Source organism: Rhizobium oryziradicis (assembly GCF_001939045.1).
GTDB lineage: Bacteria > Pseudomonadota > Alphaproteobacteria > Rhizobiales > Rhizobiaceae > Allorhizobium > Allorhizobium oryziradicis.
In genome coordinates this window covers 435856-460628 of record NZ_MKIM01000025.1, presented here as the reverse complement: position 1 = coordinate 460628, position 24773 = coordinate 435856, and the positions used below count along the sequence as shown (strand labels likewise).

General features: G+C 54.7%; 23 protein-coding genes. 16 read left to right on the top strand and 7 right to left on the bottom strand.

The features are described 5' to 3' along the window. The first annotated feature begins 108 nt into the window (after positions 1-108). The 4 genes from BJF95_RS10155 (at position 109) to BJF95_RS10140 (ending at position 4563) form a co-directional block, all read left to right on the top strand. Entirely contained in the window at positions 109-1587 is a 1479-nt protein-coding gene (locus BJF95_RS10155) for a lipopolysaccharide biosynthesis protein (protein ID WP_075639309.1), read from the top strand. A 130-nt stretch (positions 1588-1717) separates the two neighbouring features. Beyond that, complete coding sequence (locus tag BJF95_RS10150; protein WP_075639388.1) at positions 1718-2551, top strand: glycosyltransferase family 2 protein; 834 nt, start codon at positions 1718-1720, stop codon at positions 2549-2551. A 35-nt stretch (positions 2552-2586) separates the two neighbouring features. After that, the gene (locus BJF95_RS10145; RefSeq protein ID WP_075639308.1) at positions 2587-3546 is read left to right on the top strand and encodes a glycosyltransferase family 2 protein; all 960 of its coding nucleotides are present in this window, start codon (positions 2587-2589) and stop codon (positions 3544-3546) included. A gap of 57 nt (positions 3547-3603) precedes the next feature. After that, the gene (locus tag BJF95_RS10140) at positions 3604-4563 is read left to right on the top strand and encodes a polysaccharide pyruvyl transferase family protein (protein WP_075639307.1); all 960 of its coding nucleotides are present in this window, start codon (positions 3604-3606) and stop codon (positions 4561-4563) included. A 69-nt stretch (positions 4564-4632) separates the two neighbouring features. Here the strand turns inward: BJF95_RS10140 and BJF95_RS10135 are convergent, their stop codons facing one another. Together BJF95_RS10135 and BJF95_RS10130 are read right to left on the bottom strand one after the other, a co-directional pair. Continuing rightward, entirely contained in the window at positions 4633-5646 is a 1014-nt protein-coding gene (locus tag BJF95_RS10135) for a glycosyltransferase family 2 protein (protein ID WP_075639306.1), read from the bottom strand. 389 nt (positions 5647-6035) lie between these two features. Then, on the bottom strand, positions 6036-6323 hold the full coding sequence (locus tag BJF95_RS10130) for an exopolysaccharide production repressor protein (protein WP_075639305.1): 288 nt from the start codon (positions 6321-6323) through the stop codon (positions 6036-6038). Between the two features lie 880 nt (positions 6324-7203). Between BJF95_RS10130 and BJF95_RS10125 the strand changes: the two genes are divergently transcribed. From BJF95_RS10125 to BJF95_RS10115, 3 genes are all read left to right on the top strand, one after another. Then, the gene (locus BJF95_RS10125) at positions 7204-7881 is read left to right on the top strand and encodes a sugar transferase (RefSeq protein WP_075639304.1); all 678 of its coding nucleotides are present in this window, start codon (positions 7204-7206) and stop codon (positions 7879-7881) included. A 64-nt stretch (positions 7882-7945) separates the two neighbouring features. Continuing rightward, positions 7946-9223: a polysaccharide biosynthesis/export family protein gene (locus BJF95_RS10120; protein ID WP_075639303.1), complete on the top strand. Its 1278-nt coding sequence runs from the start codon at positions 7946-7948 to the stop codon at positions 9221-9223. Between the two features lie 7 nt (positions 9224-9230). Beyond that, positions 9231-10517, top strand: a complete 1287-nt coding sequence (locus BJF95_RS10115; RefSeq protein ID WP_075639302.1) for an O-antigen ligase family protein — start codon at positions 9231-9233, stop codon at positions 10515-10517. 79 nt (positions 10518-10596) lie between these two features. Here BJF95_RS10115 and iolG read toward each other — a convergent pair whose 3' ends face one another. Then, positions 10597-11586 carry an inositol 2-dehydrogenase gene (iolG, locus tag BJF95_RS10110; protein WP_075639301.1) on the bottom strand — a complete coding sequence of 330 codons (990 nt, stop codon included), beginning with the start codon at positions 11584-11586 and terminating at the stop codon, positions 10597-10599. Between the two features lie 234 nt (positions 11587-11820). Between iolG and BJF95_RS10105 the strand changes: the two genes are divergently transcribed. The 6 genes from BJF95_RS10105 (at position 11821) to iolB (ending at position 18579) form a co-directional block, all read left to right on the top strand. After that, positions 11821-12645: a MurR/RpiR family transcriptional regulator gene (locus BJF95_RS10105; protein WP_139317462.1), complete on the top strand. Its 825-nt coding sequence runs from the start codon at positions 11821-11823 to the stop codon at positions 12643-12645. A gap of 130 nt (positions 12646-12775) precedes the next feature. Further along, on the top strand, positions 12776-14680 hold the full coding sequence (locus BJF95_RS10100; RefSeq protein ID WP_075639299.1) for a bifunctional 5-dehydro-2-deoxygluconokinase/5-dehydro-2-deoxyphosphogluconate aldolase: 1905 nt from the start codon (positions 12776-12778) through the stop codon (positions 14678-14680). Between the two features lie 27 nt (positions 14681-14707). Further along, positions 14708-16543, top strand: a complete 1836-nt coding sequence (iolD, locus tag BJF95_RS10095) for a 3D-(3,5/4)-trihydroxycyclohexane-1,2-dione acylhydrolase (decyclizing) (RefSeq protein WP_075639298.1) — start codon at positions 14708-14710, stop codon at positions 16541-16543. A 1-nt stretch (position 16544) separates the two neighbouring features. Beyond that, complete coding sequence (iolE, locus tag BJF95_RS10090) at positions 16545-17447, top strand: myo-inosose-2 dehydratase (protein WP_075639297.1); 903 nt, start codon at positions 16545-16547, stop codon at positions 17445-17447. Positions 17448-17554: 107 nt separating this feature from the next. Beyond that, positions 17555-17773: a hypothetical protein gene (locus BJF95_RS10085; protein WP_075639296.1), complete on the top strand. Its 219-nt coding sequence runs from the start codon at positions 17555-17557 to the stop codon at positions 17771-17773. After that, the gene (iolB, locus tag BJF95_RS10080; RefSeq protein WP_075639295.1) at positions 17770-18579 is read left to right on the top strand and encodes a 5-deoxy-glucuronate isomerase; all 810 of its coding nucleotides are present in this window, start codon (positions 17770-17772) and stop codon (positions 18577-18579) included. Before BJF95_RS10085 ends, iolB begins: the two co-directional genes overlap by 4 nt. Before the next feature lie 5 nt (positions 18580-18584). On the opposite strand, the gene BJF95_RS10075 is transcribed toward iolB, so the two are convergent. After that, on the bottom strand, positions 18585-18986 hold the full coding sequence (locus BJF95_RS10075; protein WP_075639294.1) for a hypothetical protein: 402 nt from the start codon (positions 18984-18986) through the stop codon (positions 18585-18587). A gap of 114 nt (positions 18987-19100) precedes the next feature. Here BJF95_RS10075 and BJF95_RS10070 point away from each other — a divergent pair, with 114 nt between their 5' ends. The 3 genes from BJF95_RS10070 to BJF95_RS10060 all read left to right on the top strand — a co-directional run bounded on the left by BJF95_RS10070 (position 19101) and on the right by BJF95_RS10060 (position 21189). Then, positions 19101-19808, top strand: coding sequence for an SDR family oxidoreductase (locus BJF95_RS10070; protein ID WP_139317455.1), 708 nt, complete (start codon positions 19101-19103; stop codon positions 19806-19808). 65 nt (positions 19809-19873) lie between these two features. After that, complete coding sequence (locus BJF95_RS10065) at positions 19874-20422, top strand: DUF3833 family protein (protein ID WP_075639293.1); 549 nt, start codon at positions 19874-19876, stop codon at positions 20420-20422. A gap of 5 nt (positions 20423-20427) precedes the next feature. Further along, complete coding sequence (locus tag BJF95_RS10060) at positions 20428-21189, top strand: SDR family NAD(P)-dependent oxidoreductase (protein WP_342587944.1); 762 nt, start codon at positions 20428-20430, stop codon at positions 21187-21189. Positions 21190-21233: 44 nt separating this feature from the next. On the opposite strand, the gene BJF95_RS10055 is transcribed toward BJF95_RS10060, so the two are convergent. Genes BJF95_RS10055 through BJF95_RS10045 form a run of 3 tightly spaced genes read right to left on the bottom strand, consistent with a single transcriptional unit; the run spans position 21234 to position 24591 of the window. Further along, positions 21234-22448, bottom strand: coding sequence for an SAM-dependent methyltransferase (locus BJF95_RS10055; RefSeq protein ID WP_075639291.1), 1215 nt, complete (start codon positions 22446-22448; stop codon positions 21234-21236). Continuing rightward, entirely contained in the window at positions 22445-23248 is an 804-nt protein-coding gene (locus tag BJF95_RS10050; RefSeq protein WP_075639290.1) for a DUF1365 domain-containing protein, read from the bottom strand. The genes BJF95_RS10055 and BJF95_RS10050 overlap by 4 nt, the downstream gene beginning before the upstream one ends. Beyond that, the gene (locus tag BJF95_RS10045; protein WP_075639386.1) at positions 23245-24591 is read right to left on the bottom strand and encodes an NAD(P)/FAD-dependent oxidoreductase; all 1347 of its coding nucleotides are present in this window, start codon (positions 24589-24591) and stop codon (positions 23245-23247) included. The genes BJF95_RS10050 and BJF95_RS10045 overlap by 4 nt, the downstream gene beginning before the upstream one ends. Between the last annotated feature and the right edge of the window lie 182 nt (positions 24592-24773).

Here is a 24773-nt window from a genome sequence, read left to right as displayed (position 1 = left end):
GGCAGCTTTGGTGAAACCACAAGCGCTAAGAGCCGCTTTGAATGAGAGGTGCGTTGCTTTGGACAGGATTGATCTGTGAAAATCTGGCGACCTGATGAGCACAAGCAAATGTCCGATACCGATGAGATCGTGTTTGCCCATCTGACAGAAAACCGCTCCGGAGCTGCCGTACGCGGAGCGTTCTGGTCGGCGCTTGACACGTTGATTCCCAATGCCTTGAACAGTGCGGTGTTTATCATCACCTCGCGTTATCTGGCTCCTCATGATTTTGGTCTGGTGGCGCTGGCAATGAGCGTTGTCAGCTTTGTGGCCAACATCGGCCCCACGGCGTTTGGCGAAGCCTTGATCCAGCAGAAAACCATTCGCAAAAGCCATCTTGATACGGTTTTCTGGCTGGCGCTGCTGTCCGCTGCCATTCTGTATGCGGTACTGGCACTCACCGCTCCATTCATCTCAAATGCGCTGGGACAGGAATCAATTACCGCTCTGGTGATGGTTGTCGGATTGAAGATATTTTTCGACATGACCGCCATTGTGCCCAATGCCCTGATCGGGCGCACCATGTCCTTTCATCTGGCTGCGGTGCGGACTGCCATTGCCACGCTGATTTCTGGAACCATTTGCATCAGCTTGATTTTTGCAGGATTTGGTCTTTGGTCGCTGGCCATTGCCCAGGTCGCAGCGCCGATTGCCAGTTGCACGGCTGCCTTTTGGGGTGCTGGCTGGTTGCCGGGCTTTCGCATCAAGCTGGCGAGCTTGAAGGAGCTGCTCCACTACGGCCTTTTCGCCTCAGCCAATCGCTTTTTGACCGCTATGAGCATCGATCAGCTGATTATTGGCTCCTTGATCAGTCCGGCGGCTCTGGGTCTTTATAACTTCTCACGCCGTTTGTTCGAAATGATCAATGGTGTTGTGGCGGGTGGTCTTACGCCGGTCACCCATGTGCTGTTGTCGTCCTTGCAACATGATCGCTCGAAAGTGCGTGATGCATTCTTGATGGCCACATTTGGCTGCTCTCTGATTTCGTTTCCGGCCTTCATGGGCCTGGCGGCGGTGGCCGATGATGCCATTCCGCTGGTGTTTGGCGATCATTGGGCACCTGCCATCTGGCCGGTTCGCGCCTTCTGCGTGATTGGCCTGATGAGTGGTATCGGCGTTATTCAGGCATCGCTGATTACCAGCCAGGGCAAGTCAAACTGGTGGTTCTACTATCAGCTGCTGCGCAATGTCGTGACCATCGCAACGGTGCTCTGCCTCTACACCTACGGCATTACGGTGATCGCCATCGGCTTGATGCTGGGCACCCTGTGCCTGTGGCCCATCACATTGTGGATGGTGACACGCATTATCAATATGAGCATTGCCGTCTATTTTGGCCAGTTTCTGCGGCCGGCGGCGGCCTATGTTGTCATGCTGGCGGCAGTGCTCGGGGTTGGGCATCTGCTGCAAGACTGGTCAGTTGTGGCGCGGCTCTTGATCGAGATCGGCGTTGGAGCCGTGGTTTATCTGTCAATCATTGCCATATTGTGCGGCGACAGGATGATGTTTTTGGCCAGAACAATTCTACGTCGCCGCCAAAGCGCATGAACTATATCAACGGGCCAGCCTCTTTCGAGAAGGCTCAAATGTTGAGCGTTCTCGGGGCGCATGTCACGCCAAAAAACCACAGGGCTCTCAAGGAGCGTGATGGCAAAAAACAACCAATTTGGGTGAGATTATCATGTTGTTGACTTTTATCATTCCTGTTCGACACCCGGATAATGCCCGTGACTGGGGGGCTTTGTGCGCGCGCCTGTCGCAAACCATCGCCTCCATTGCCGCACAAACCCATGATGATTGGCGCTGCGTTATCGTGGCCAACGAAGGCGCCAGCCTGCCGCCCATGCCAGAGCGTTTTTTCGTGGAGCGGGTCACCTTTGCGCCCAATCCCAACTATGATCTGCAACGCGATAATCTGGAAGCGGGCTATGACGCCGTGCGGCTGGATAAAGGCCGACGCATTCTGTCGGGCATGCTGGCAGCATCCGATAGTGATTATTTCATGGTTGTCGATGATGACGACTTTGTCAGCGCGCGACTGGTGGACTATGTCGCACAACATCGCGGTGCAAATGGCTGGAAAATCAATCTCGGCTTTCTTTGGAATGAAGGCGGACAGTTGATGATGGGCTACGACAATTTTGCCCATTTTTGCGGAACATCCTTGATCATCCGCTCCGATCTTTACCAGCTTCCTTCCCGCTTTGAAGATTGTTCCGAGACGTTCATCAAAACCATGCTGGGAAGCCACAAGCGCATTGCCGATGCGCTGGCCGAGCGCGGCAATGCGCTTTTGTCGCTGCCCTTTCGTGGCGCGGTCTACCGCATTGGTCATGCCGGTGCCCACAGCAAATCCGGCAGCATTTTGGGCGCGCATATCTTTTGCCGCGAGACGCTGAAGGACGTGCGCAAGCTTGTGCACAACCTGCGGCGATTGCGCATGGTGGATAGCGCCATGCGTCAGGAATTTGGCTTGCCGGGGCGTAAACCGTCTACGGCAGACGCCGTATGAAAATTCAAACAAGTTCATAGAGGCCAGGAGCGGATATGGCGAAAATAACAGTTCTTATTCCCTTCTACCAAAAACAGCCGGGCATTTTGCGCCGGGCGCTTCAGTCTGTGTTCGCTCAAAGCTTTCAGGACTTTGACATCGTGGTGGTGGATGATGAATCCCCCTATGCGATTGATCTGGAACTGGAGCCGCTCGACGCTGAAAAGCGCGCGCGCATTCATGTGATCTGCCAGAAAAATGCGGGCCCGGGTGGCGCGAGAAATACTGGTCTCGATGCCGTGCCTGCCACCAGCGAATTTGCGGCCTTTCTGGATTCGGATGATGAGTGGACCCCGGATCACCTCAAAAATGCCTATGAGGCGATGACGCAGTTCGGTGCAGATTGCTATTGGGCGTCTATTCGCGGTGGAGATGATTTTTATTATCATTTCGGCATGGCTGAGCTGCAAAAGACTGAGCAAAACAATCGCTTGCAGGATGATCCGCTGGTGATTGAACTGCCCGAAATGTCCAGCGTGATGCTGAAGAACTGGAGCTTTTTGCATTTGTCTTGCATGGTGATCGGCAGATCGCTGTTTGAAAAAATCCGCTTTGAGGCCGAGCTGCGGCTGGCGGCAGAGGATGTTCTGTTTTTCTGTGATTGTGTTTTGGGCGCAAAGCGCGTCATCCTATGCGATGCTGCCGGTGCCGTGCGGGGTGAGGGGGTTAATATCTTCCACAGCATCGATGCCGCATCACCGCAATTTCTCCAGCAACAGTTCAACACCTGGGTGGCCCTCGACACATTGGAGCGTCGTTTTGCCAATAAACCCACCGAAATCGCCTCAATTCGAGATTATAAGACAGTTGCTCGAAAGCAGGCGCTGTGGAGCCAGGCCGGGCGCGCCAAAAGAGGTAAAATGCCGCAGTTTTCCGTGCTTTTTCGATGGTTCCGGCGTGATCCGGCCCTCATTCAAAGCGCTTTCTCTCTCGCCGTGGGTAAGTTTTCGCGCTGATACGCCAAGACTTTACCGTGCAGCCTTCTTTTGACCAATCGCCACAAAGGACCAATCATGCAGCCTTATTATTGGGAATCCGCCCATGGAAACTTCGGTGACGATTTGAATCTTTGGCTTTGGGATTTTCTCCTGCCGGGTTTGCGCGATGTTCATCCAGAGACCCTGCTGGTCGGCGTTGGCACTGTTTTAAACCGTGCTCTTTTGCCCGAGGGCCAGCATAAGTTGGTGATCGGCAGTGGCTTCGGATACGGCAGCCTGCCAGATATGAGCGTCCAGCAGGAATGGGATATACGCTGCGTGCGCGGCCCCTTGACGGCGCAAAAGCTTGGTCTTGAGCCGGATAAGGGTATTATTGACCCGGCCGTGATGCTGGCCGAGATGCCAGAATTTCAAAATCTTCCAAAACTCTACAAGAAGAGCTTTGTGCCCCATTGGGAATCGGCAATTGTCGGCATGTGGCCATCGGTTGCGGCACAGGCAGGCCTCACGTATATCGACCCTTGCGGTGAGGCCAAAGCGGTGATCCGCCAGATTGCCCAGTCCGAATTGATCGTGGCTGAATCGATGCACGGTGCCATTCTGGCCGATGCGTTTCGCGTGCCGTGGGTTGCGGTTAGCACCTCGGCCAGCATTAACAGCTTTAAATGGAATGATTGGGCATCGACCCTTGGCGTGCGCTATCAGCCTTTGCAGGTCCCCATTTCCAGCCGGGCTGAGGCGAAAATGAAGAATTCCAATTTTTGGGGCATGCGCTTTGAAGAGTATCCGCCAGCCCCGGAAAATCCCAATGATCGTGTGGTTGATGAGGCGGCTTTGCAAGAGGCGAGAGGCCCACGGCAAACGCCATTGCGCCGTCTGATCAAGCATTCTCTGGCGCTGCCTTCCATGCTTCGTCTTCGGCAGGCCAGTCAAACCGCCCCGCAACTGAGCCGCGATTCGGTGCTGTCTGAGCGCAAAGCCCGTTTCATGGATGTGATTGAAGGCGTGCGTCGCGATTACGGTCTCGCACAATAGAGCCTTTTGGCGTCAGGCTCGTTTTTGCAAAATGACGATCAAATATCCCGCTGTAACGGCGGGATATTTTTATGGCCGCTCTGTCTCGGGCGATGCAGGCAGAAGATAGCGTAACGCGGCACTGGTGCTGGTTTGTTTTGGTGCGGGCTTTGCCGTCAAGGCAGCGCTTTTATCAGCGGCAATGCCGCCCACGATGGCCGGAACCGCACCTGGATGCCGCAGGGCATAGGCCAACGCAGAAAGCGGGCCTCGTTGATTTTTCAAATCGAGAAAGTGGCGCAATTCATAGCGATCGCGCACATGTTTCTCATGGCGCTCCAGCAGCGAGCGCTGAGCTTTGGTCAAATTATCATTGGCCAGGATCGCCTGATCAGCTTCGTAAAGCCGTTTCAAATCATCTGTTCTATGCTTGCCGCTCAAGGAATCATGACGAACGACGGCACCATAGCCACAGCTATGGATGACTTTGTAGCGGGCACCGGCCACCAGTGCGCGGGCATAGAGGTCATAATCCTCACCCAAGCGCAGATCTTCCTTATAGCGCAACTGATGGCGATCCAGAAATTCGCGGCGCATCACCGGTTTGAGAAAACCGATCTCGCCGCGTTGCTTGCCGCGCTGGGAGATATTGCCGGTGATAAAGGCTTCGAGATCCAGAAGCCGAGCCTGACGCTGAAACTTTTGCACGCCATTGCGGATTTGGCCCACGCTTTCTTCTTTGACGAAAACAATGTTGTCGGCAATGAAATCCCACTGATCCTCCGCCAGAATATGGGTGAACCGGCCAGGAAGAAAGAAGTCGTCGGCATCGAGAATGGCGATGAGGGGGGCAGTCGAGGCTTCAATGGCATGGTTGCGCGCAGCCGCCGGGCCGCGGTTGCGCTCAAAGCCCGTGAGCTTGAGCCGGCCAGTGCCGTCATCCGCGGATAAAACTTCTGCACCTGTATTATCCGTTGAACCATCGTCAACAACGATAACCTCCGCTACCGCCTGTTCTGCCAGTGCCGAGCGAACGGCTCTCGAAATTGTCGCTGCCGCATTTTTTGCAGCAATAATAACGCATACGGTGGAATTCGGCGTCATCACGGTCTCCCGTATTCTGGTCTCCTGAGCTTTACGCTCCGTCGGTGACTTTTCAGCTGAGGGCGCATCAAGGCCCGCGAATGTCGTTTGATCGAGAAAACTAAATCCGAATTTTCAATTGCATCCTTGCTGTTTCCTCTCATCTGTCATCGCTTTTCATCGCGACCACTGCATCATTTTCAGCTGAAATCCCAATCGGTTTAAGCTGAAAATGATGCAGTAGATATAAAGTGCGACAGCCAACATTTGTGCGCCACATATGCCGAACAGTGCTGTTACCCATGAAATTCCAATGGACGACGCAGACACACACGAACACGTTGGTCAGAGCGCTCTAACGCCTATATCGCTATATTGGCTGAAAAGAGACAGCGTGCAAACAGATTATCTCAACCGTTGCGAATGACGGTGTGATTGGCCTCGGGAAGGCTGGGGGTTTTGCTTGCTTCCGGCTGCGATGCGCGCGCCTGCTCCTGCTTGCCAAGCGCTGCTTTTCTGGCCTTGGCTTCCCTGGCAACAAAATAAACAATCGCTCCAAAATATCCCACCTGCACAATAACGGCAGCAACGACAGTTTTGATGATTGTGTCAGAGAGGGAGCCAGACAGATAATAGGTTGTCGCCGCAAAAACCAGCAGCGCTCCAATCATACTGAAGAAGACTTTAGGCGCATGCATGGTTTAGAGCCTCCCCCAAAATGTTCGTCCGTACATCATTGTCTGCGCCTTCTCCTCAAGGCCACTTTACCATAGTGGTCTTGTCTGTTTCTTACAATATTGAAGCGTTCCCTTGAGCGGTTCTGCGCGTAGATTGCTTCTCATAGCGCAAGAGACTTTCGATACCGTTACACAGATGGTTCAATTTATCTTGAATTTGAACGGATGCGCCGAGGCTTTTACAGCGAACGACGCGTGTCCTGGGGCGAAAGGCAGATTGTAACACTTTCAATCTGCTATGTAATTTTCGCGCCCGGCGTTTTCGATGTTTGAATGGAGGGGATGGGTTTCACAGGTTCATCCTGCGCGCAACAGATCTGACCGGTTTTTGCAAATGCTGATTCCTGATGGCAATGGCATGGCTCTGAGGGGCTCTTGCCGCGCACAGGGGCTGTTTTTGGGCAGGTTCTGATCATCACGAATTGTTACAATATTAGATATAGCGAATTTTACATGTGCGCCGCAATATAATGATGCGATGCAACAGTGACGTGAACTTTTCCCTCAACCTGATATCCACATATGAGAATTCTATCAAAATGAGGTGAAGCCATGAATAAGATCGAAATTTCACAATAACAAAGGTTACCAATTGGGAAAGGTTAATGACTCTATGAATTCAAATTTACGATGACCGTAATTTAGAGAGAAAGAAATACTGAAATTACGATTTTTTTTACTACAATCTAAAACATATTGCAATTTCTATGATTCCTATCGTTGGAATGTTTTGTGAAGAGGGGATTGCGAAGGACAAATTCTCACCACACACTGTGGCAATGAATACGGACGCGCCCCGCCGGGGCCCGACCCAATCGCCCACGTAAATGGAGGCTCCTCTATGAAGTCCGCGACAAGATCGGCCAACTCGCCGTTTTTTAATCCTGCCATATCGGCTTCCCAACCGATTGGTGGGGCAGCAAAGCGAAGTCTCGATATTTTTATCGCTTGTGTTGCACTCGTTGTTTTCTGCCCGCTGTTTCTGATGATTGCAGCCATGGTGAAGTTCACCGATGGCGGCAGCGTGTTTTATGGTCATCGCCGTATTGGTCATAATGGCCAGGAATTCCGCTGCATGAAGTTTCGCACCATGGTGCAAAATGGCGAAAAAGTTCTGCAAGATTACTTGCGCAACAACCCCGAAGCCTATGAAGAATGGCGCACAACGCGCAAGCTGCAAAATGATCCGCGTGTGACAGCCGTCGGTGCTGTGCTGCGCAAACTCAGCCTTGATGAATTGCCCCAGCTTCTCAACATCATCAAGGGCGAGATGAGCATTGTCGGACCCCGCCCCGTGGTCGAAGACGAGTTGGAAATGTACGAGGCCTCGGCGTCCTACTATCTGCAAACGCGTCCGGGCCTGACAGGTCTTTGGCAGGTCAGCGGTCGTAATGATGTGTCTTACGAAACCCGCGTTGCCATGGATACCATGTATGTCAAGAATTGGTCGATCACCAAAGATCTTCTGATCATCATGCGGACCGTTCCAGCGGTGTGCATGTCTCGCGGCAGCTATTAACACTGCGGTATGGGCCGAGCATCAGCTCTGCTTTCTTCGACAAAAACAGTGCTTAGGATTTGCCATGAAGGCTGAAATGATTGCCGGAGGAGGAAAGTCCTCCAGGCTGAGATTGAATGTATCTTCTCTCGCTATCGCGGGATTTTTATCTGTCCTGTCGCCTGCGTTCGCGTTTGCGGATGCCTATCATCTTGGGGTTATGGACAAGATCCGCGTGCGGGTTGCAGAGTGGCAAACGGCAGAAGGTGCCGTGCGCGATTGGAGCGCTGTCAGCGGCGATTACGCCGTCAGCGCTTCTGGCACCGTGTCGTTGCCCTTTATTGGTGAATTGCCAGCATCGGGCAAAACCACGGCGGATGTGGCCAGCGAAATTGGCCTGAAGATGCAGCAGTTGTTTGGACTGAGCGACCGGCCATCGGCCTCGGTGGAAATTTCGCAATACCGCCCGGTCTATATGGCCGGTGCCGTTCAAAACCCCGGCGAGTTTCCCTATGCGCCGGGTATGACGGTACTGAAAGCCCTGAGTGTGGCTGGAGGATTGAAGCGCGCGGAAACCGGACAGTTCGCACGCAATTTCATTCAGGCACAGGGGGAAGGCTCTGTGCTGGTGTCCAACCGCAATCGCCTTTTGGTGCGGCGTGCACGCATTCTGGCCCAGATCAACAACAAGCCAGAAATCGAGATTACCGACGATCTTAAAAAAATCCCGGATATCAAGCAGTTGGTGGATTCCGAAATGGCGTTGATGAATTCTCAACGCACCAATCTCAAGGTGACGCTGTCGTCTCTTGCGGATTTGAAGACATTGTTGACGGCGCAAATCGATGCCTTGGGCAAGAAACTCGAAACCCAGACCCGCCAGCTTGCGATGGTGGAAGAAGACCGTGACAAGGTCAATAGCTTGAGCGAGCAGGGGCTGGCGCTGAGTTCACGCCGCTTGGCGGTCGAGCAACAGGTCTCCGATCTACAATCGGGTCTCTTGGATATTGATACGGCAACATTGAAGGCCAAGCAGGATCTCAATAAAGCCCAGCAGGATGAGACAACCACGCGCAATGCGTGGGATGCAAGGCTGGCGCAGGAGTTGCAAGACACCGAGGCGCAGCTTGAAGAGCGTGCACTCAAGCTGTCAACTCAGCAAAGTCTGATGAATGACGCCCTGCTGCAATCGGCAGAAAGTGCGGCTGCAAAAGATGGCGAGAGCGGCTCCAACGTCTCTTACTCCATCGTTCGCGACAAGGACGGCAAGCCAACCGAAATCGCAGCCACCGAAAACACGGTGGTATTACCCGGCGATGTGGTTAAAGTGACGGCAAAGCTGTCCCAATCGGCCATGCGATGAGGCATTGATGCGAATTGCCAAGGCGCAATTGATAGATCCGGTGCGCAATCAGATCTACGCGATAACGGCAGTGACCCTGTCGTTTTTCGTGTTTGCCTATTCGCCCCGGTTTGGGCAGGTGTCCATTCTGTTGTTCTATGGGCTGTGGTTGCCGCTGGTTGCGGTGGATTACCGGCGTGTGATTGGCAGTCCGCGTGTCTTTTTGCCGATTATGGCCTTCAGCCTGTTCGCCATGCTGTCCGTGTTCTGGTCGGCCGCGCCGTCTGTCACGGCGCGTGCATCCGTGCAGTTTTTTACCCACGTCGTGTGCAGCTTGATTGCGATGCGGGTGGTGAGCAATGATTCCTTTGTCAAAGGCGCGTTGCTGGGCACCATCCTGGTGATGATCTATTCGCTGATGTTTGGTTATTACCTTTTTGATCCGCTGGATGGAACGGTCAGCTTTGTCGGTGCCTTTTCCTCCAAGAATCAATTGGGGCTTTATGCATCGCTCGGCGTCTATTTTGTCTTCGCAGCGATTGTTATTCTCAAAATGCGGCGGCTATGGCTGATTGTTGCAGCACTGACCGCCATTCTCTCCGCCTATTGTTTGAAGCAATCTGAGTCGGCCACATCGGTGTTGACGGTGATTGTGGTGATTGGCGCGTCTCTGGTGTTGCGTGCCGTCAGACTTTTGTCGCCGCGCCATAGAATTGTGCTGTTTATTGCGGGCACCGTGCTTGGTAGCCTTTCCATCGGAGCCTTTGTCTATAGCGGCGGGATTGACCTTGTGCTGGGGGCTTTTGGCAAGGATTCAACGCTGACCGGACGCACCTATCTTTGGCAGCAAGGTTTTGCTGCAGCCCTTCAACATCCCATCATTGGGGTGGGCTATCAGGCCTATTGGGTGCAGGGTTTTTCCGAAGCGGAACGGCTTTGGGATGAGTTTTACATTCCAACCCGCGCAGGCTTTCACTTCCACAATACCTATATCGAAACGGCTGTGGAAACCGGCATCATTGGCCTGTTTCTGATGGCGGGCATGCTGTTTACAGCGCTGCTGGGCAGCTTGAAACGGTTGCTTGTCAATGTGAACGATCCCGAAGCGGGCGTGCTGTTTGGCTTGGCCATGCTGCTGGTCGAGCGTTCATTCGTCGAAATCGACGTGTTGTTTGCCTATCAGATCGGCTCGTTCTTGCTCTTCTTCATTCTTGGAAAACTGGGCCAGCGTCAAAGCGCAGTGTCTGCGTCTGCTCCGCGCGTGGTGCGCTATTATGGCAGCGGCTCGATACAGAATGTCGGCAACGGATATTAAACCCTGTTTCTCATCCCATAAAAAAGGCCGGGCATTGCCTGCCCGACCTTTCTATCTTTTGTGTTAACTGGTGTTTTCGTTACAGCGTCACGACTGTCTTTTCCTTAGCAGCCTTCATAGCGGCATCGGCCAGTTTCAGCGCAATCAGGCCGTCTTCAATCGATGGCGAAGGTGCCTTGCCGCTCTCGATGCAATCGAGGAAAGCCGAGATTTCAGCCGCATAGGCCGCTGTGTAGCGGGTCATGAAGAAATCATGCAGCGGTGGACGGGTGTAGCCGTCCTTGGTGGCGATTTCGATGGAGACTGGACGCTGGTTTTCAGCGGCCACCGAGCCTTCCGAGCCGTGCACTTCAATGCGCTGGTCATAGCCATAGGTGGCGCGGCGCGAGTTGGAAATGATCGCCTGACGACCAGAGGCCGTGGTCAGCACCAGGCTGGCGCTGTCAAAGTCGCCCAGTTCGCCAATTTTTGGATCGACCAGCACGGAAGCCGATGCCATGACAGAGGTGATTTCTTCACCGAGCAAAAAGCGGGCAATGTCGAAATCATGAATGGTCATATCGCGGAAAATGCCGCCGGAAACCTTGATATATTCTGGCGGTGGTGCGCCGGGGTCGCGGCTGGTGATGGTGACCATTTCAACCTTGCCGATCTTGCCATCATCAATTGCCTTGCGAACCGCCTGGAAATGCGGATCAAATCGGCGGTTGAAGCCCAGCATGACCTTGCCGCCATTGCCGCGCACCACATCGGCGCAGGCTTGCGCACGCGCAACATCCAGATCAATCGGCTTTTCGCAAAACACAGCCTTGCCGGCGTTGGTAAAGCGCTCGATCAGATCGGAATGGGTGTTGGTTGGCGTGCAGATCAACACAGCATCAATCGAGGCATCGGCCTCAATCTCTTCGATTGTCTTCACGCTCGCGCCGTAAGCATCGGCAATTGCCTTTGCAGCCTCAGGGAAAGCATCGGCGACGGCGACCAGTTGGGCGCGCTTTTCTTCACCAATTGCTTTTGCATGCACTTTGCCAATGCGGCCTGCGCCCAAAAGGGCCAGTTTTATCACCATGATGTTTTCCTCCCGGCTTTGCCCCTGCGGGGCGAAAAGCACATGACACGTTAAAACACTCAAACCGAACGTTGCCGGGGCATTTGTCGGCCCTTGCACCGTTCTCATTTGGAATATACGTTCCATTTTGCTAGAATGGGATCGTGGTGATGTCAAGGCAGGCTTTGCGCTGTGTCAGGCAGGTTTCACCCTCACACCAAGAGTTAAGGCCCTATACCCACTATGTCAGACACAATGTCGCAGGAAATTGCCGCCGCACCGGACAGTATCAAGGCTTTCGATGAGCGTTTGGTGCAGGTCTCGGACAATCTGCCCAAGCGGTTGAAGCAATGCGCTGATTATGTGGCCAATAACAAGGATCGCATCGCCGTCTCGACCGTTGCTGAAATGGCAGAAGGTGCGGGCGTGCAGCCCTCAGCCTTTATGCGCTTTTGTCAAATCCTTGGATTTTCTGGGTTTTCCGAGATGCAAAGGCTGTTTCGCGACTCATTTGTCGGCGGCTGGCCGGACTATTCCACCCGCCTGCATCATTTGCGCGAAACCGCATCCGGCAGCCCATCCGCGCTTTTGGCAGAATTTGTCGATGCCGGGCGGGTGTCATTGGAAGGTCTTTTGCAAACGGTGGATGCACAACTGCTGGAACAAGCGGTGCAACAGCTGGCAGCGGCGCGGATGATCCATATCGTTGGTATGCGCCGCTCCTTTCCTGTCGCCAGCTATATTGCCTATGCCTTTGAAAAAATGGCGGTTCCCGCCATGTTGCATAGTGCCGTTGGCAAGCTGGAAAGCCATCACGCCATCCGCGAGGGGGATGTGATGCTGGCCATTACCTTTTCGCCCTATTCGGCGGAAACACTCGATCTTGTCGAGCAAGTGGCCGTCCGTGGCATTCCCGTTGTGGCGATCACCGACAAGAGCGTCAGTCCCTTGCATAAATTTGGTGCGCTGACGCTCACCGTGTCCGAGGTGGATTTTGGCGCGTTTCGCTCGCTCTCGGCCACGCTCTGTCTGGCGATCGCGCTGTCAGTGGCAGTGGGAACAATGCGACAAGATGACTGAACATTTGTGTTGAAGTCTAAAAAATAGAATATATAGTCCATTTTAATGCAAATTTAGAACGGCCCTCCGGGAGAGGGGCCGGTGTGGTGAAAGGCAAATCTGCGCTTTCGCGACATCCAAGGAGGGTGCTGTGCCGAAACTTGATCTGATTACCATCGGCCGTTCGTCTGTTGATCTTTACGGCGCGCAAGTCGGTGGCCGCTTGGAAGACATGGCTTCTTTCAACAAATATATCGGCGGCTCCCCCACCAATATCGCCGCAGGAACCGCACGTTTGGGTCTGAAATCGGCGCTGATTACCCGCGTGGGCGACGAGCATATGGGCCGCTTTATCCGCGAACAACTGGTGCGCGAAGGCGTGGATGTCCGCGGCGTCAAGACAGACCCGAAGCGTCTGACAGCGCTGGTTTTGCTCGGCATTCGCGACGAGCACCAGTTTCCGCTGATTTTCTACCGCGAAAACTGCGCCGATATGGCGCTGTGCGAAGATGACATTGATCCAGCTTTTGTGGCTGAATCCGGCTGTGTATGCGTCACGGGTACGCATTTGTCGCATCCCAATACCGAAGCAGCTGTGCTGAAGGCGCTGCGATTGGCGCGCGAGAACGGTGCAAAAACAGCTCTTGATATTGATTATCGTCCTAATCTTTGGGGCTTGGCGGGCCATGGTGATGGCGAAAGTCGGTTTATTGAATCACAGGCCGTAACCACGAAGCTGCAATCCACCCTGCATTGGTTTGATCTGATTGTCGGCACCGAAGAAGAATTCCACATTGCGGGCGGTTCTACCAACACTGTGGAAGCGCTGCGGGCGGTGCGGAATGCTTCCAAAGCCACCTTGGTGTGCAAGCGCGGTGCCTTGGGTGCCGTGGTTTTTGATGGCGATATTCCTGACAGTCTTGACGATGGTCAGACCGGCGAAGGCTTCCCGATTGAGGTCTTCAATGTGCTGGGGGCTGGCGATGGCTTTATGTCTGGTCTGCTGAAAGGCTGGCTGACGGGCAAGGATTGGCCAACGGCCTTGAAATTTGCCAATGCCTGCGGTGCCTTTGCCGTATCACGCCACGGCTGCACGCCAGCCTATCCAAGTCTTGAAGAGCTGGATTATTTCTTCAAAACCGGCATTCGCAACAAGGCTTTGCGCAAGGATGCAGCACTGGAGCAGGTGCATTGGTCCACCAACCGCGATGGGGAATGGCCGCAAATGCGGGTGTTTGCCTTCGACCACCGCATGCAACTGGAAGCCATGTGTGATGAGGCCGGTGTTTCCCATGAGCGGATCGGTGCTTTCAAGCAACTTTGCCTCAAAGCAGCCCAGCAGGTGGCCAATGGTCAGCCCGGTTATGGCATTTTGTGTGATAGCCGTCTGGGTCGTGATGCGCTGTATCAGGCCTCCGGCTCTGGCCTGTGGATTGGCCGCCCGGTGGAATGGCCGGGTTCTCGTCCGCTGACACTGGAGCCGGAACTGGGCGAGGACTTTGGTGGCCTCACCGAATGGCCAGTGGAAAATGTGGTCAAGGTTCTGTGCTTCTATCACCCCGATGACGATGCGGCCCTGAAAGAAGCGCAGGAAAATACGGTAAAACGTCTTTTCACGGCGGCTCGCCGTAACCGGCTTGAAATGCTGTTGGAGATTATTCCCTCCAAGGTCGGCCCAACCGATGACGATACGGCAGCCACGATTATTCAGCGTTTCTACGATATTGGCGTCTACCCCGACTGGTGGAAGCTGGAGCCGATGAAGACGAAAGCCGCCTGGGCGAATGCGTGTGATGCCATTTCCCGGAACGATCCCTACACGCGGGGCATTGTTGTGCTGGGTCTGGATGCGCCCGCCACTGAGCTGGAAGAGAGTTTCAAAACGGCAGCCAGCTTTGATCTGGTCAAGGGTTTTGCGGTTGGCCGCACCATTTTTGGCGATGCTGCGCGCAAATGGTTGGCTGGCACACTGTCAGATGAAGATGCGATTGCTGACATGGTGAGTAAATACACATCGCTGTGTCAAGTTTGGGATAAAGCGCGGGCAAGCGTTTAAGTCTTCAGGAATTCAGGGAGAGAGACAATGACGACCGCTGGGAAAACGGTGCGATTGACAGCCGCTCAGGCCTTAGTGCGCTACCTTGCCAATCAGATGACACCGGAAGGTGTGCCATTTATTGCTGGCGTCTGGGCCATTTTCGGCCACGGCAATGTGGCCGGTCTTGGCGAGGCCTTGCAGGGTGCAAAAGACAGCGTCACCACATGGCGCGGGCAGAATGAGCAATCCATGGCGCATGCCGCCATTGCCTATGCCAAACAGCTTGGCCGCCGCCGCGCCATGGCGGTGACATCCTCGATTGGCCCCGGCGCGCTGAATATGGTCACGGCTGCGGCCTTGGCGCATGTCAACCGTCTGCCGGTTTTGCTGCTGCCCGGTGATGTGTTTGCCAATCGCGGACCCGACCCGGTGTTGCAGCAGGTGGAAGATTTCAATGATGGGGTGATGTCCGCCAATGATTGTTTCCGTCCCGTCAGTCGCTATTTTGACCGCATTTCAAGGCCCGAACATCTGCTCACGGCGCTGCCGCGCGCGTTTCGCACCATGACCGATCCTGCCGATTGCGGCCCCGTCACGCTGGCTTTTTGTCAGGATACGCAGGCCGAAGCCTATGATTATCCTGAGAGTTTCTTTGCACCAAAAGTCTGGCACATCCGCCGTCCTCAGCCCGATGCATTTGAGCTGGAAAGTGCGATTGCCGCGATTAAAGCCGCCAAAAGCCCGGTGATTGTCGCAGGCGGCGGCGTGCATTTTTCCGGTGCCACGCAAACTTTGCGGGATTTTGCGCAAAAGCACCAGATTCCGGTGGTGGAAACACAGGCCGGAAAATCAGCTCTGCCTTGGGATGATGCCCTGAATTTCGGACCCGTTGGTGTTACGGGGGCGGCCAGTGCCAACACGGTTTGCGAGGCAGCTGATCTCGTGATCGGTGTTGGCACCCGCTTTCAGGATTTTACCACCGGATCGTGGGCGCTGTTCAAGAACCCGAACCGCAAGATTTTGGCGCTCAATGTTCAAGCCTATGACAGCGCCAAGCATGATGCACTTCCCTTGGTCGCGGATGCCAAAATCGGTCTGGAATTGATCTCATCCGCTTTGGGTGAACATCGGTTTGCCACGCCGGATGCGGGCCTGAAGGCTGACTGGTTTACGAAGGCCGATGCCGTTACCGCAGCTCCTAAGGATGGCAACAGCCTGCCCACCGACATGCAGGTGATTGGAGCCGTACAACGCGCCTCGCGCGACAATACTGTGGTGATGTGCGCGGCAGGCACCATGCCTGGCGAATTGCATCAGCTTTGGAAATCCAAACTGCCGCTGTCCTACCATATGGAATATGGCTTCTCCTGCATGGGCTATGAGATTGCTGGAGGCATGGGCATCAAGATGGCCGAGCCGGAGCGTGACGTGATTGTCATGGTCGGCGATGGCTCCTACATGATGATGAATTCCGAACTGGTCACGGCCTGCGCCTTGGGTGTGAAAATCACCGTGGTGATCACCGATAACCGGGGTTATGGCTGCATCAACCGCCTGCAAATGGGCACCGGCGGGGCCGAGTTTAACAACCTCTACGCCCACACCTCGCACGTCTACGCGCCACAGATTGATTTTGCCGCCCACGCAGCCTCCATGGGGGCGGATTCCAGCAAGGTGACAACCATTGCAGAGTTGGAAACGGCGCTTGCGAGCGCTCGCAACGCGACAAGACCGACCGTTGTCGTCATCGACACCGATCCATACCCAACGCCGGAGGCTGGCGGCTATTGGTGGGATGTGGCGGTGCCGGAAGTATCGAACCGTAATGAAGTGCAACAGGCTCGCGCCCGCTACGAGGCAGCGCTCAAGGAAAGACATTAAGATGATTCTCTACGGAACCAACCCGATTGCCTGGTCCAATGACGATGACCGCACGCTGGGTGCCCATATCAGCCTCGACCAATGCCTCGATGAAACATCGAAAATCGGTTTCGACGGCATTGAAAAGGGCCACAAATTCCCGCAGGAACCAGCAGCCTTGAAGGCTGTGTTGGAGCCGCGCGGCCTTCGCTACGTCTCCGGCTGGCATTCGCTGAACCTGCTGACCAATAGCATTGAAGACGAAAAGGCGGCCATGCAGCCAGCACTGGACCTGCTGAAGGCCATGGGCAGCAAGGTGATTATCGTTTGCGAAACATCGAATGCGATCCATGGCGATGACGATAAGCCGGTGAATGATCGCCCGAAACTGGCCGATTCGGAGTGGGCCAGCTTTGGCGCAGGCGTGGAAGCATTGGCCGAATTTGCGGCAGCTCAGGGCATTGCCTTGGTTTACCACCACCACATGGGCACGATTGTCGAGAGCGAAGAAGAGATTGACAAGCTGATGGCCAACACCGGCCCCCACGCCAAGCTGTTGCTGGATACCGGCCATTGCCTGTTTGGCGGCGGCGATCCGGAGCGGGTTGCGAAAAACCATATGGGCCGCGTGGGCCATATCCATGCCAAGAACATCCGCCCGGTGATTACCAAACAGGTGCGTGATGAAAAGCTCTCCTTCCTTGAAGGCGTGCGCCGTGGCGCATTTACCGTGCCGGGCGACAGCGAAGGCGGCGTGAATTTTCTGCCGGTTTTGAAAATCGCTGGCGAGCATGGCTATGAAGGCTGGCTGGTGATTGAGGCCGAGCAGGACCCCGATGTGCGCAATCCTTATGATTACCAGAGCTTGGGCCTTGCCTCGTTGAAGGCCATGGCCAAGGCTGCGGGGTTGGATAAGGCGGCTTAATCGGTCGGAGCAAGGGGTTAAGCAAGCGCCGAGCTGTGCTATATCCCTCCCACCACAGCCTCTTTGGAACGGCACCCACTCCGCTCCGCTCACCATAAGGTCAGTCCATGCAATTTCTCGATCCCCACCACCCGTTTTTCAAACCGCTCTGGGTGCGCATTCTCGTCACCCTTGTGCCGCTGGTTTGGGCGGGGATTGAGCTTTACAATGGCTCGCAAACCTGGGCGATGATTTCGCTGGCGCTTGGTTTTTATGCCGCCCTGCAACTGTTCTGGGTGTTTTACAAAACACCCAGAAAGGGCGATGAAAAGGGAGATGAACAATGACCAATCTTCTACGCAAACCTGTGGCCACAACTGGCAAGGTGCATGATATCACCCCGCAAAGCGCCAACTGGGGCTATGTCGGCTTTGGTCTTTATAAGCTGAAGGCGGGCGAAAAGGCGGCTGAACAGACGGGTGAAACAGAAGTGATTCTGGTTCTCGTTGAGGGCAAGGCCGAAATTTCGGGCGCTGGTAAAAGCTTCGGCGAGCTTGGCGACCGCATGAACGTGTTTGAGAAAAAGCCGCCCCATTGCGTCTATATCCCGGCAGGAAGCGATTGGAGCGCCACCGCCACCACGGATATGACGCTGGCCGTTTGCACCGCGCCCGCAAAGCCCGGCCGCGAAGCGCAGGTGATTGGCCCGCAAGGCATTGCTCTGACGGAGCGCGGTAAAGGTGCCAACACCCGCTATATCTTCCCCATCGCCATGGAAGAGCGCGATGTGGCCGAGAGCCTGCTGGTGACAGAAGTGTTTACCCCGCAGGGCAATTGGTCATCCTATCCGCCCCATCGCCATGATGAGGATAATTTCCCGGCCATGACCTATCTGGAAGAGACCTATTATCACCGTCTCAATCCGGCGCAGGGTTTTGGCTTCCAGCGCGTCTTTACCGAAGATGGCAGTCTCGATGAAACCATGGCTGTATCGGACGGCGATGTGGTGCTGGTGCCCAAGGGCCACCATCCCTGCGGTGCTCCTTATGGCTATGAGATGTATTATCTCAATGTCATGGCCGGGCCCATGCGCAAATGGCGCTTCCAGAACCACCCCGACCACGACTGGATTTATAAGCGCGATAATCCCTAAAACTATTACAGGGATTGCCCGATCCGGGCAGTCCCTTTCTGGCCGTTGTTGCGGATCCAGTTCAGGCTTTTATCGCCGTTTTTATACAGCTCAAAACACATCGGCGTGCCTTTGTACCAGGTGGTAAAGCGCTGGCAGAGCTGATCATCCTTGATCCACCATTTGCCGGTGTCATTGGGTTTGACAAAGCGGCCAAGGCCCAGCGCCTCGCCATCTCCATCCACCACGCCGTTTTTACGGTAGTTGAGCGGAAATTCACCGCCCATCGGGGTTGCGAGGTAAATGCGCTTTCCCACAATGCTTTGGCGAATGTCTTGCGATGTATAGCGGCTTTCACCCGCGGCTTGCGCTGCTCCCGCGCCGAATGCTGCTGCAACTATTCCTGAAATTACCAAACGCAATATCATCGTGGCGGCCCTCCTGTGATCCATCGCCTCTGTTTCTGTCGTAGTAACGTTACGACATGCACAATGGTTCAGATTACCAGCGATGGAATTTTTCGGGAAAACAGGGGGGAGAAAATGACAGTGATAACCTCTTTGGGCGGCGAATACCGCGCTTTGGTGATTGGGGTCTCGGGAGGCATTGGCTCCGCGTTTGTCGAGGTTCTGCGCACAGATCCGTCATGTGCTGCCGTTGTCACCCTCTCGCGCAGTTTGGATGGTTTTGATGTCACCAACGAAGACAGCGTGGCGGCGGCGACCGCGCGTCTCTCGCAGCAGCAGGCCGTTTTCGATGTGGTGATTTGTGCAACGGGGGCTTTGACGATTAACGGCATTGGTCCGGAAAAATCGCTCAAAGCCGTAACTGCCGAGAGCATGGCGGCGCAGTTTGCGCTCAATGCCATTGGTCCGGCTCTGGTGCTCAAATATGTCTCACCGCTTCTGCGCAAAGATAGCCGCGCCATGATGGCGTTTTTGTCGGCGCGGGTTGGCTCTATTGGCGATAACCGGTTGGGCGGCTGGATATCCTATCGCGCCTCAAAGGCGGCCTTGAACCAGATTGTGCGCACCGCAGCTGTTGAGCTTGCCCGCACGCGGCCAAACGCGGTGGTGGCCGCTTTGCATCCCGGCAGCGTTGCCACATCGCTGTCCGCCAATTTCGCGCCAAACCATGAGCGATTCACGCCGCAAGAGAGTGCAGGGCTGCTTTTGAATGTGCTGGATCATCTCTCGCCAGCGCAATCCGGTGGTTTCTTTGCCTATGATGGGTCAACCATTGAATGGTAGCCCACCAATCCAGCCGGGCCTTTGCTGCGTAGTGATGTTGAGAAATCAATCGAGCGGAGAGCGCCATGCATGTGTTGAAATCAGCCTTTGCCAGCCTGACCATGGGTCTTTTATCGACCGTCGGCACGGCAAAGGCCGCAGATTTTGCTTTTGAGACTTATTTTGTCGGAAAAACCGTGGCGGAGGGGCATTTCGCGGCCATCAACGGTGTCAGCCGCTCATTCACCGTTGATCTCACGGGCAAGTGGGATGGCCATGTGCTGACGCTGCGCGAGGATTTTCGCTTCGATGATGGCACCAAAGACCGCAAAACCTGGCGCTTTGTCAAAACCGGCCCCACCTCCTACACCGGCACCCGCGAAGATGTGATTGGCGATGCCAAGGTGCGTGTTGATGGCGATACCGCGCATTTCAACTATCTGGTCTATTTTGATCCGCAAAAACAGGCGAACAAGGTCCGTTTTTATGACAAGATGGTTTTGAACAAGGATGGAACGGTGTTGAACACGGCGCTGGTGACCAAGTTTGGTTTTCCGGTGGCGAAAACCACGGTGAAGTTCAAAAAACCAGCTCTGCACCATACAGGCCATAACCATGAAAAGGCGCTTCAGTGATGGTCATGTCATCGTCAAACTCGCGTGTTGCGTGGATCACCGGGGCCAGTTCCGGCATTGGCCGTGCGCTGGCGCTAAAACTCGCCCGTGATGGTTATCGGGTGGCTGTCAGCGCCCGCAATGCGGATGAATTGCAGGCCTTGGCGCTGGAGAGCGGTGGTGTCATTCAAGCCTTTCCGCTGGATGTCACGGATCGCGATGCCGTGCATCGGGTGATGTCGGAGATTGAGGCAGCACTTGGCCCCATCGACATGGCGGTATTTTCGGCAGGCACCTATGTGCGGGAATCGATCAGCAATTTCAACGCCGATCAATTCCGCACGATGATCGAGTTGAACCTGATGGGCACGGCCTATTGCTTAGAGACCATCATGCCGCTGATGGTTGCGCGCGGCAAAGGCCGCATTGGGCTTTTGGGGTCGGTCTCGGGCTACACGGGTCTTCCCGGCGGCGGTGTTTATGGTGCCACCAAATCCGCCTTGATTACCCTTGCCGAGGCGCTCCATCCCGGCCTTGCCAAAAAGGGTGTCACGCTCAGCATCATCAATCCGGGCTTTGTCAAAACGCCGCTGACCGATAAAAATGACTTTCCCATGCCGTTTATCGTCACAGCGGAAGAGGCCGCCGACCATATTGCCAAGGGCATGGCGGCGGGCAAATTCGAAATCGCCTTTTCCTGGAAAATGGTGTTGCTATTGAAGAGTTTGCGGCTTTTGCCCTATCCGCTGTATTTCAGGCTGACAGAGAAAATGCTGCGAAAATCGTGAGCGGCAAATATTGAATGTGAAAAAGGAGGCTTTCGCCTCCTTTTTTATGCGCTCAGCTCAAATTGCACCACATCCAGCCGCTTGGTGCGAAAACCAGCGGCACAGTAATGCAGGTAATAGCGCCACATGCGAAAGAAGCGCTCGTCAAAGCCAAGCTGTGCAATGCGCGACCAGCGGGCGGTAAAGCTCTTGTCCCACAAAAGCAACGTGCGTTCATAATCGAGGCCAAAGCGGAAGGTATCGAGCACGTTCAGGCCAGATTGTCTGGCCGATGCTTCAAACCGTTCCACCGAGGGCAGCATTCCGCCGGGGAAGATATAGGTCTGAATAAAATCAGCATGGCTTTTGTAGTGTTCAAACCGTGCTTCATCGATGGTGATCACCTGCACAATCGCTTTGCCCTTGGGAGCCAGTAGGCTGCGCACACGCTCAAAATAGGTGCGCCAGTTTTCCTCGCCCACCGCCTCGAACATTTCAATCGAGACGATTTTTGTGAACTTGCCCGCAACATCGCGGTAGTCTTCCAGGCGAATATCAGCCTTATCCGCCAAACTCGCCTTGGACAATCGTTCCCGTGCAAAAGCCGCCTGTTCCTTGGAAAGTGTCAGCCCCGTGACTTTGCAGCCGGTTGCGCGAATGGCGTGTTCGGCAAAGCCACCCCAGCCACAGCCGATTTCCAACACGTGGTCATCGGCACTCAAGCCCAACTCATCCACAATCCGTTGATATTTGGCGGCCTGTGCGTGTGCCAACGGCTGATGGGGCTGCGCAAACAGGGCGGATGAATAGGTCATGGTTTCATCCAGCCAATGCCGGTAGAACTCATTGCCGAGATCATAGTGAAAGGCGATGTTGCGCCTGCTTCCGGCTTTGGAGTTGCGCCGCAGCTTGTGGCGGAGCCACGCCAGCTTGCCCATCAGGCTGGATGGCGCCATCAGCTTTTGCCAGCTTGGTTCATTGGCAATCACCAACTCCAGAAAGGCAGCAATATCGGGGCTATCCCAATCGCCATCCATATAAGACTGGGCAAAGCCAAGGCTTCCTCCGCCCATCACACGCCGCACCGGCCTTGCATTTTTAAACCGCAACACAGCGGAAGGACCGGGATTGTCACCTTGAATATGGTGTTCACGCCCGCCGGGGAAAATCACCGTCAGATGTCCATGGGTCAAGCGGTTCGCCCAGCCCGATAAAATACGCTGCCACAGCGGCACGGACCGGTAAGAAGGTGCAACGGTTTGCTGTTCGGCATGACTCATAATGGGGCCTTTGCGCTTATAGCTTCGGAAGAAATGATGGAGCTTGCAATGGGCTTTTCAGCCTTGCGGTGACGGTACAGGGGCACACCTTTGGCCCAGAGCTTGAGGGCCTCCCAGTGAATGGCACCCATCACTTTCAAGGTCATCAAAGGGTAGGTCATCAGCGTCTTTAACAGGGCTTTGTCGCTTAACGCCTGCCTCCGTCCGCTGAAGGCGGCATAGAGCAAAGCCCCGTCCTCGTCGGTTTCGTTAATCGCCACCAAAATCTTGTCGGTGGGCGGCAGGATTTTGAAATGATACTGGCACTCCATGGGCACAAACGGCGAGACATACATTTCTTTCGCGCAGGAATGGCTCAGGCTGCCGTCCGCATTTGGCGTAGCGGGAATGATATAGGTGTGCCGCTCGTGAAAAGTGTTTTCCACCTCATAGAGAATGGCTTCAAGATCGCCATTGCCGCTGTGACAGAAATAAACGGTCAGAGGATTGAAAACATAGCCAAAAATACGCGGATAGCACAGCATGGTCACGCGCAGGTCAGCGATCGTGAGGCCCGCATCCGTCAAATGCCGCGCCACCCAGTTTTTCAGCTCTCCCGTTTCGCCAAGGCCATGATCTTTGTCGTGGACGCTTAAGAATGCCGCGCGATTGTGGCCAAACAGCCGCAATTTCTGATCCAACAAAGGGAGTTCATCCAGATCGATCAGCAGCGTGAACACTTTATATCGCAAACTATGTTTTTTAGGGCGATGGCGATGATGCACCACCTCTCCCGTGAAAAGGGCAGATGTCCAGCTCATATTGCCGCCGTCAGCGGAGTTTTCAGAAAAATCCGTCCCGATTCGTCTTTGACCGTCCAAGGGCGGCGAAGCCCGGAAAGGCTTTCTGCGCAGGCAAGGCCCGCTTGCAGACCATCCTCATGAAAACCGCTGCCAAAATAGGCCCCGCAGAACCACGTGTTGCGCTGTCCCTGCAACTGGCAAAGCTGCTGTTGGGCTGCCATGGCCTTGGTGTCAAACAGCGGATGTTTATAGTCGAAAACCTGATGAACCTTGTTCGGATTAACCTCGCGCGACGGGTTGAGCGTGACAAACAGCGGCAGGCTGTTGTCGAGGCCTTGCAGCTTGTTCATCCAATAGCTGACACACAATGCACCTTCGCCCGCTTCCCGCGCTTCGCCAATATAATTCCAGCTGGCCCAAACACGCTGGCGCTTGGGCATGAGATTGACGTCGGAATGCAGCACGGCGACATTGTTGGTATAGTCGAAAGCACCGAGAATACTGCGCTCCTGGCTGCTCGGATTGTTCAGCAGTTTCAAGGCCTGATCAGCGTGGGTGGCCAGAACCACATCGTCAAACCGGTCCTGATGGCCGCTTGCGGTGATGATTTTAACGCCGAATTCGTCGCGCTTGATGGTAACAACCGGATCATTGCTGCGAAAATCTGCCTTGGTTGCCGCCCGCAACCGGCTGACATATTCGCGGCTGCCGCCCGTCACGGTGCGCCATTGGGGGCGATCTTTCAAAGACACCAGCCCATGATTGATAAAGAAGCGGATAAAGGCATGCAGCGGATAGGCCCGCATATCGGCAGCCGTTGTCGACCAGATGGCCGCCCCCATGGGCAACAAGTGGTCTTCAATAAAGGCCGTTCTGTAGGCCTCAAGATCAAGATAATCGCCAAGAGTGGTGGTGGCCAGATCCTGACGACTCAGCAGCGCCGGTGCTTCGCGATAAAACCGCATGATATCTGCCACCATGCGCCAGAAGCGGGGGCGAAGCGCATTGCGGCGCTGGCCGAGCAGGCCAGACAGACCCGATCCCGAATATTCAAAGCTGCCAGCATTCAACGATGCAGCAAACGACATGTTGGATGGCTGGTTTGGCACCTGAAGATGCTCAAACAGGGCGACCAGATTGGGGTAATTGCGATCATTATAGACAATGAAGCCGGTATCAACGGCAATGCTGCCCTTTGGCCCGTCAACGGTGACCGTATTGGCGTGTCCTCCAAGCCGGGGCTCTGCTTCATACACCGACACGATACACTCTGATGACAAGAGCCAGGCGGCGGAGAGGCCGGAAATTCCGGCGCCGACAACGGCGACACGGCGTTTATTGCCACTAAAAGGGGTCTGCATGCTCATATCCATCCTGTCCCCGCCTCTTTTGCTGGTTTTCTAAAAGCTATTACGCATGCATTGACCCATTGGATTGGTGCGGGGATGCGTAAGACACTATTTTTTCAATCTGTGATCCACGCGGACCGACGCTGCGTAGTGGAGCGCATGACAATAATCATTTCCCAACCGGCTCCAGAGTG

Coding starts and splice junctions, on each gene's coding strand:
- BJF95_RS10155 (WP_075639309.1), top strand. CDS start 109: ATGTCCGATACCGATGAGATCGTGTTTGCCCATCTGACAGAAAACCGC.
- BJF95_RS10145 (WP_075639308.1), top strand. CDS start 2,587: ATGGCGAAAATAACAGTTCTTATTCCCTTCTACCAAAAACAGCCGGGC.
- BJF95_RS10140 (WP_075639307.1), top strand. CDS start 3,604: ATGCAGCCTTATTATTGGGAATCCGCCCATGGAAACTTCGGTGACGAT.
- BJF95_RS10135 (WP_075639306.1), bottom strand. CDS start 5,646: ATGACGCCGAATTCCACCGTATGCGTTATTATTGCTGCAAAAAATGCG.
- BJF95_RS10130 (WP_075639305.1), bottom strand. CDS start 6,323: ATGCATGCGCCTAAAGTCTTCTTCAGTATGATTGGAGCGCTGCTGGTT.
- BJF95_RS10125 (WP_075639304.1), top strand. CDS start 7,204: ATGAAGTCCGCGACAAGATCGGCCAACTCGCCGTTTTTTAATCCTGCC.
- BJF95_RS10120 (WP_075639303.1), top strand. CDS start 7,946: ATGAAGGCTGAAATGATTGCCGGAGGAGGAAAGTCCTCCAGGCTGAGA.
- BJF95_RS10115 (WP_075639302.1), top strand. CDS start 9,231: ATGCGAATTGCCAAGGCGCAATTGATAGATCCGGTGCGCAATCAGATC.
- iolG (WP_075639301.1), bottom strand. CDS start 11,586: ATGGTGATAAAACTGGCCCTTTTGGGCGCAGGCCGCATTGGCAAAGTG.
- BJF95_RS10105 (WP_139317462.1), top strand. CDS start 11,821: ATGTCGCAGGAAATTGCCGCCGCACCGGACAGTATCAAGGCTTTCGAT.
- iolD (WP_075639298.1), top strand. CDS start 14,708: ATGACGACCGCTGGGAAAACGGTGCGATTGACAGCCGCTCAGGCCTTA.
- iolE (WP_075639297.1), top strand. CDS start 16,545: ATGATTCTCTACGGAACCAACCCGATTGCCTGGTCCAATGACGATGAC.
- BJF95_RS10085 (WP_075639296.1), top strand. CDS start 17,555: ATGCAATTTCTCGATCCCCACCACCCGTTTTTCAAACCGCTCTGGGTG.
- iolB (WP_075639295.1), top strand. CDS start 17,770: ATGACCAATCTTCTACGCAAACCTGTGGCCACAACTGGCAAGGTGCAT.
- BJF95_RS10075 (WP_075639294.1), bottom strand. CDS start 18,986: ATGATATTGCGTTTGGTAATTTCAGGAATAGTTGCAGCAGCATTCGGC.
- BJF95_RS10070 (WP_139317455.1), top strand. CDS start 19,101: ATGACAGTGATAACCTCTTTGGGCGGCGAATACCGCGCTTTGGTGATT.
- BJF95_RS10065 (WP_075639293.1), top strand. CDS start 19,874: ATGCATGTGTTGAAATCAGCCTTTGCCAGCCTGACCATGGGTCTTTTA.
- BJF95_RS10060 (WP_342587944.1), top strand. CDS start 20,428: ATGTCATCGTCAAACTCGCGTGTTGCGTGGATCACCGGGGCCAGTTCC.
- BJF95_RS10055 (WP_075639291.1), bottom strand. CDS start 22,448: ATGAGTCATGCCGAACAGCAAACCGTTGCACCTTCTTACCGGTCCGTG.
- BJF95_RS10050 (WP_075639290.1), bottom strand. CDS start 23,248: ATGAGCTGGACATCTGCCCTTTTCACGGGAGAGGTGGTGCATCATCGC.
- BJF95_RS10045 (WP_075639386.1), bottom strand. CDS start 24,591: ATGCAGACCCCTTTTAGTGGCAATAAACGCCGTGTCGCCGTTGTCGGC.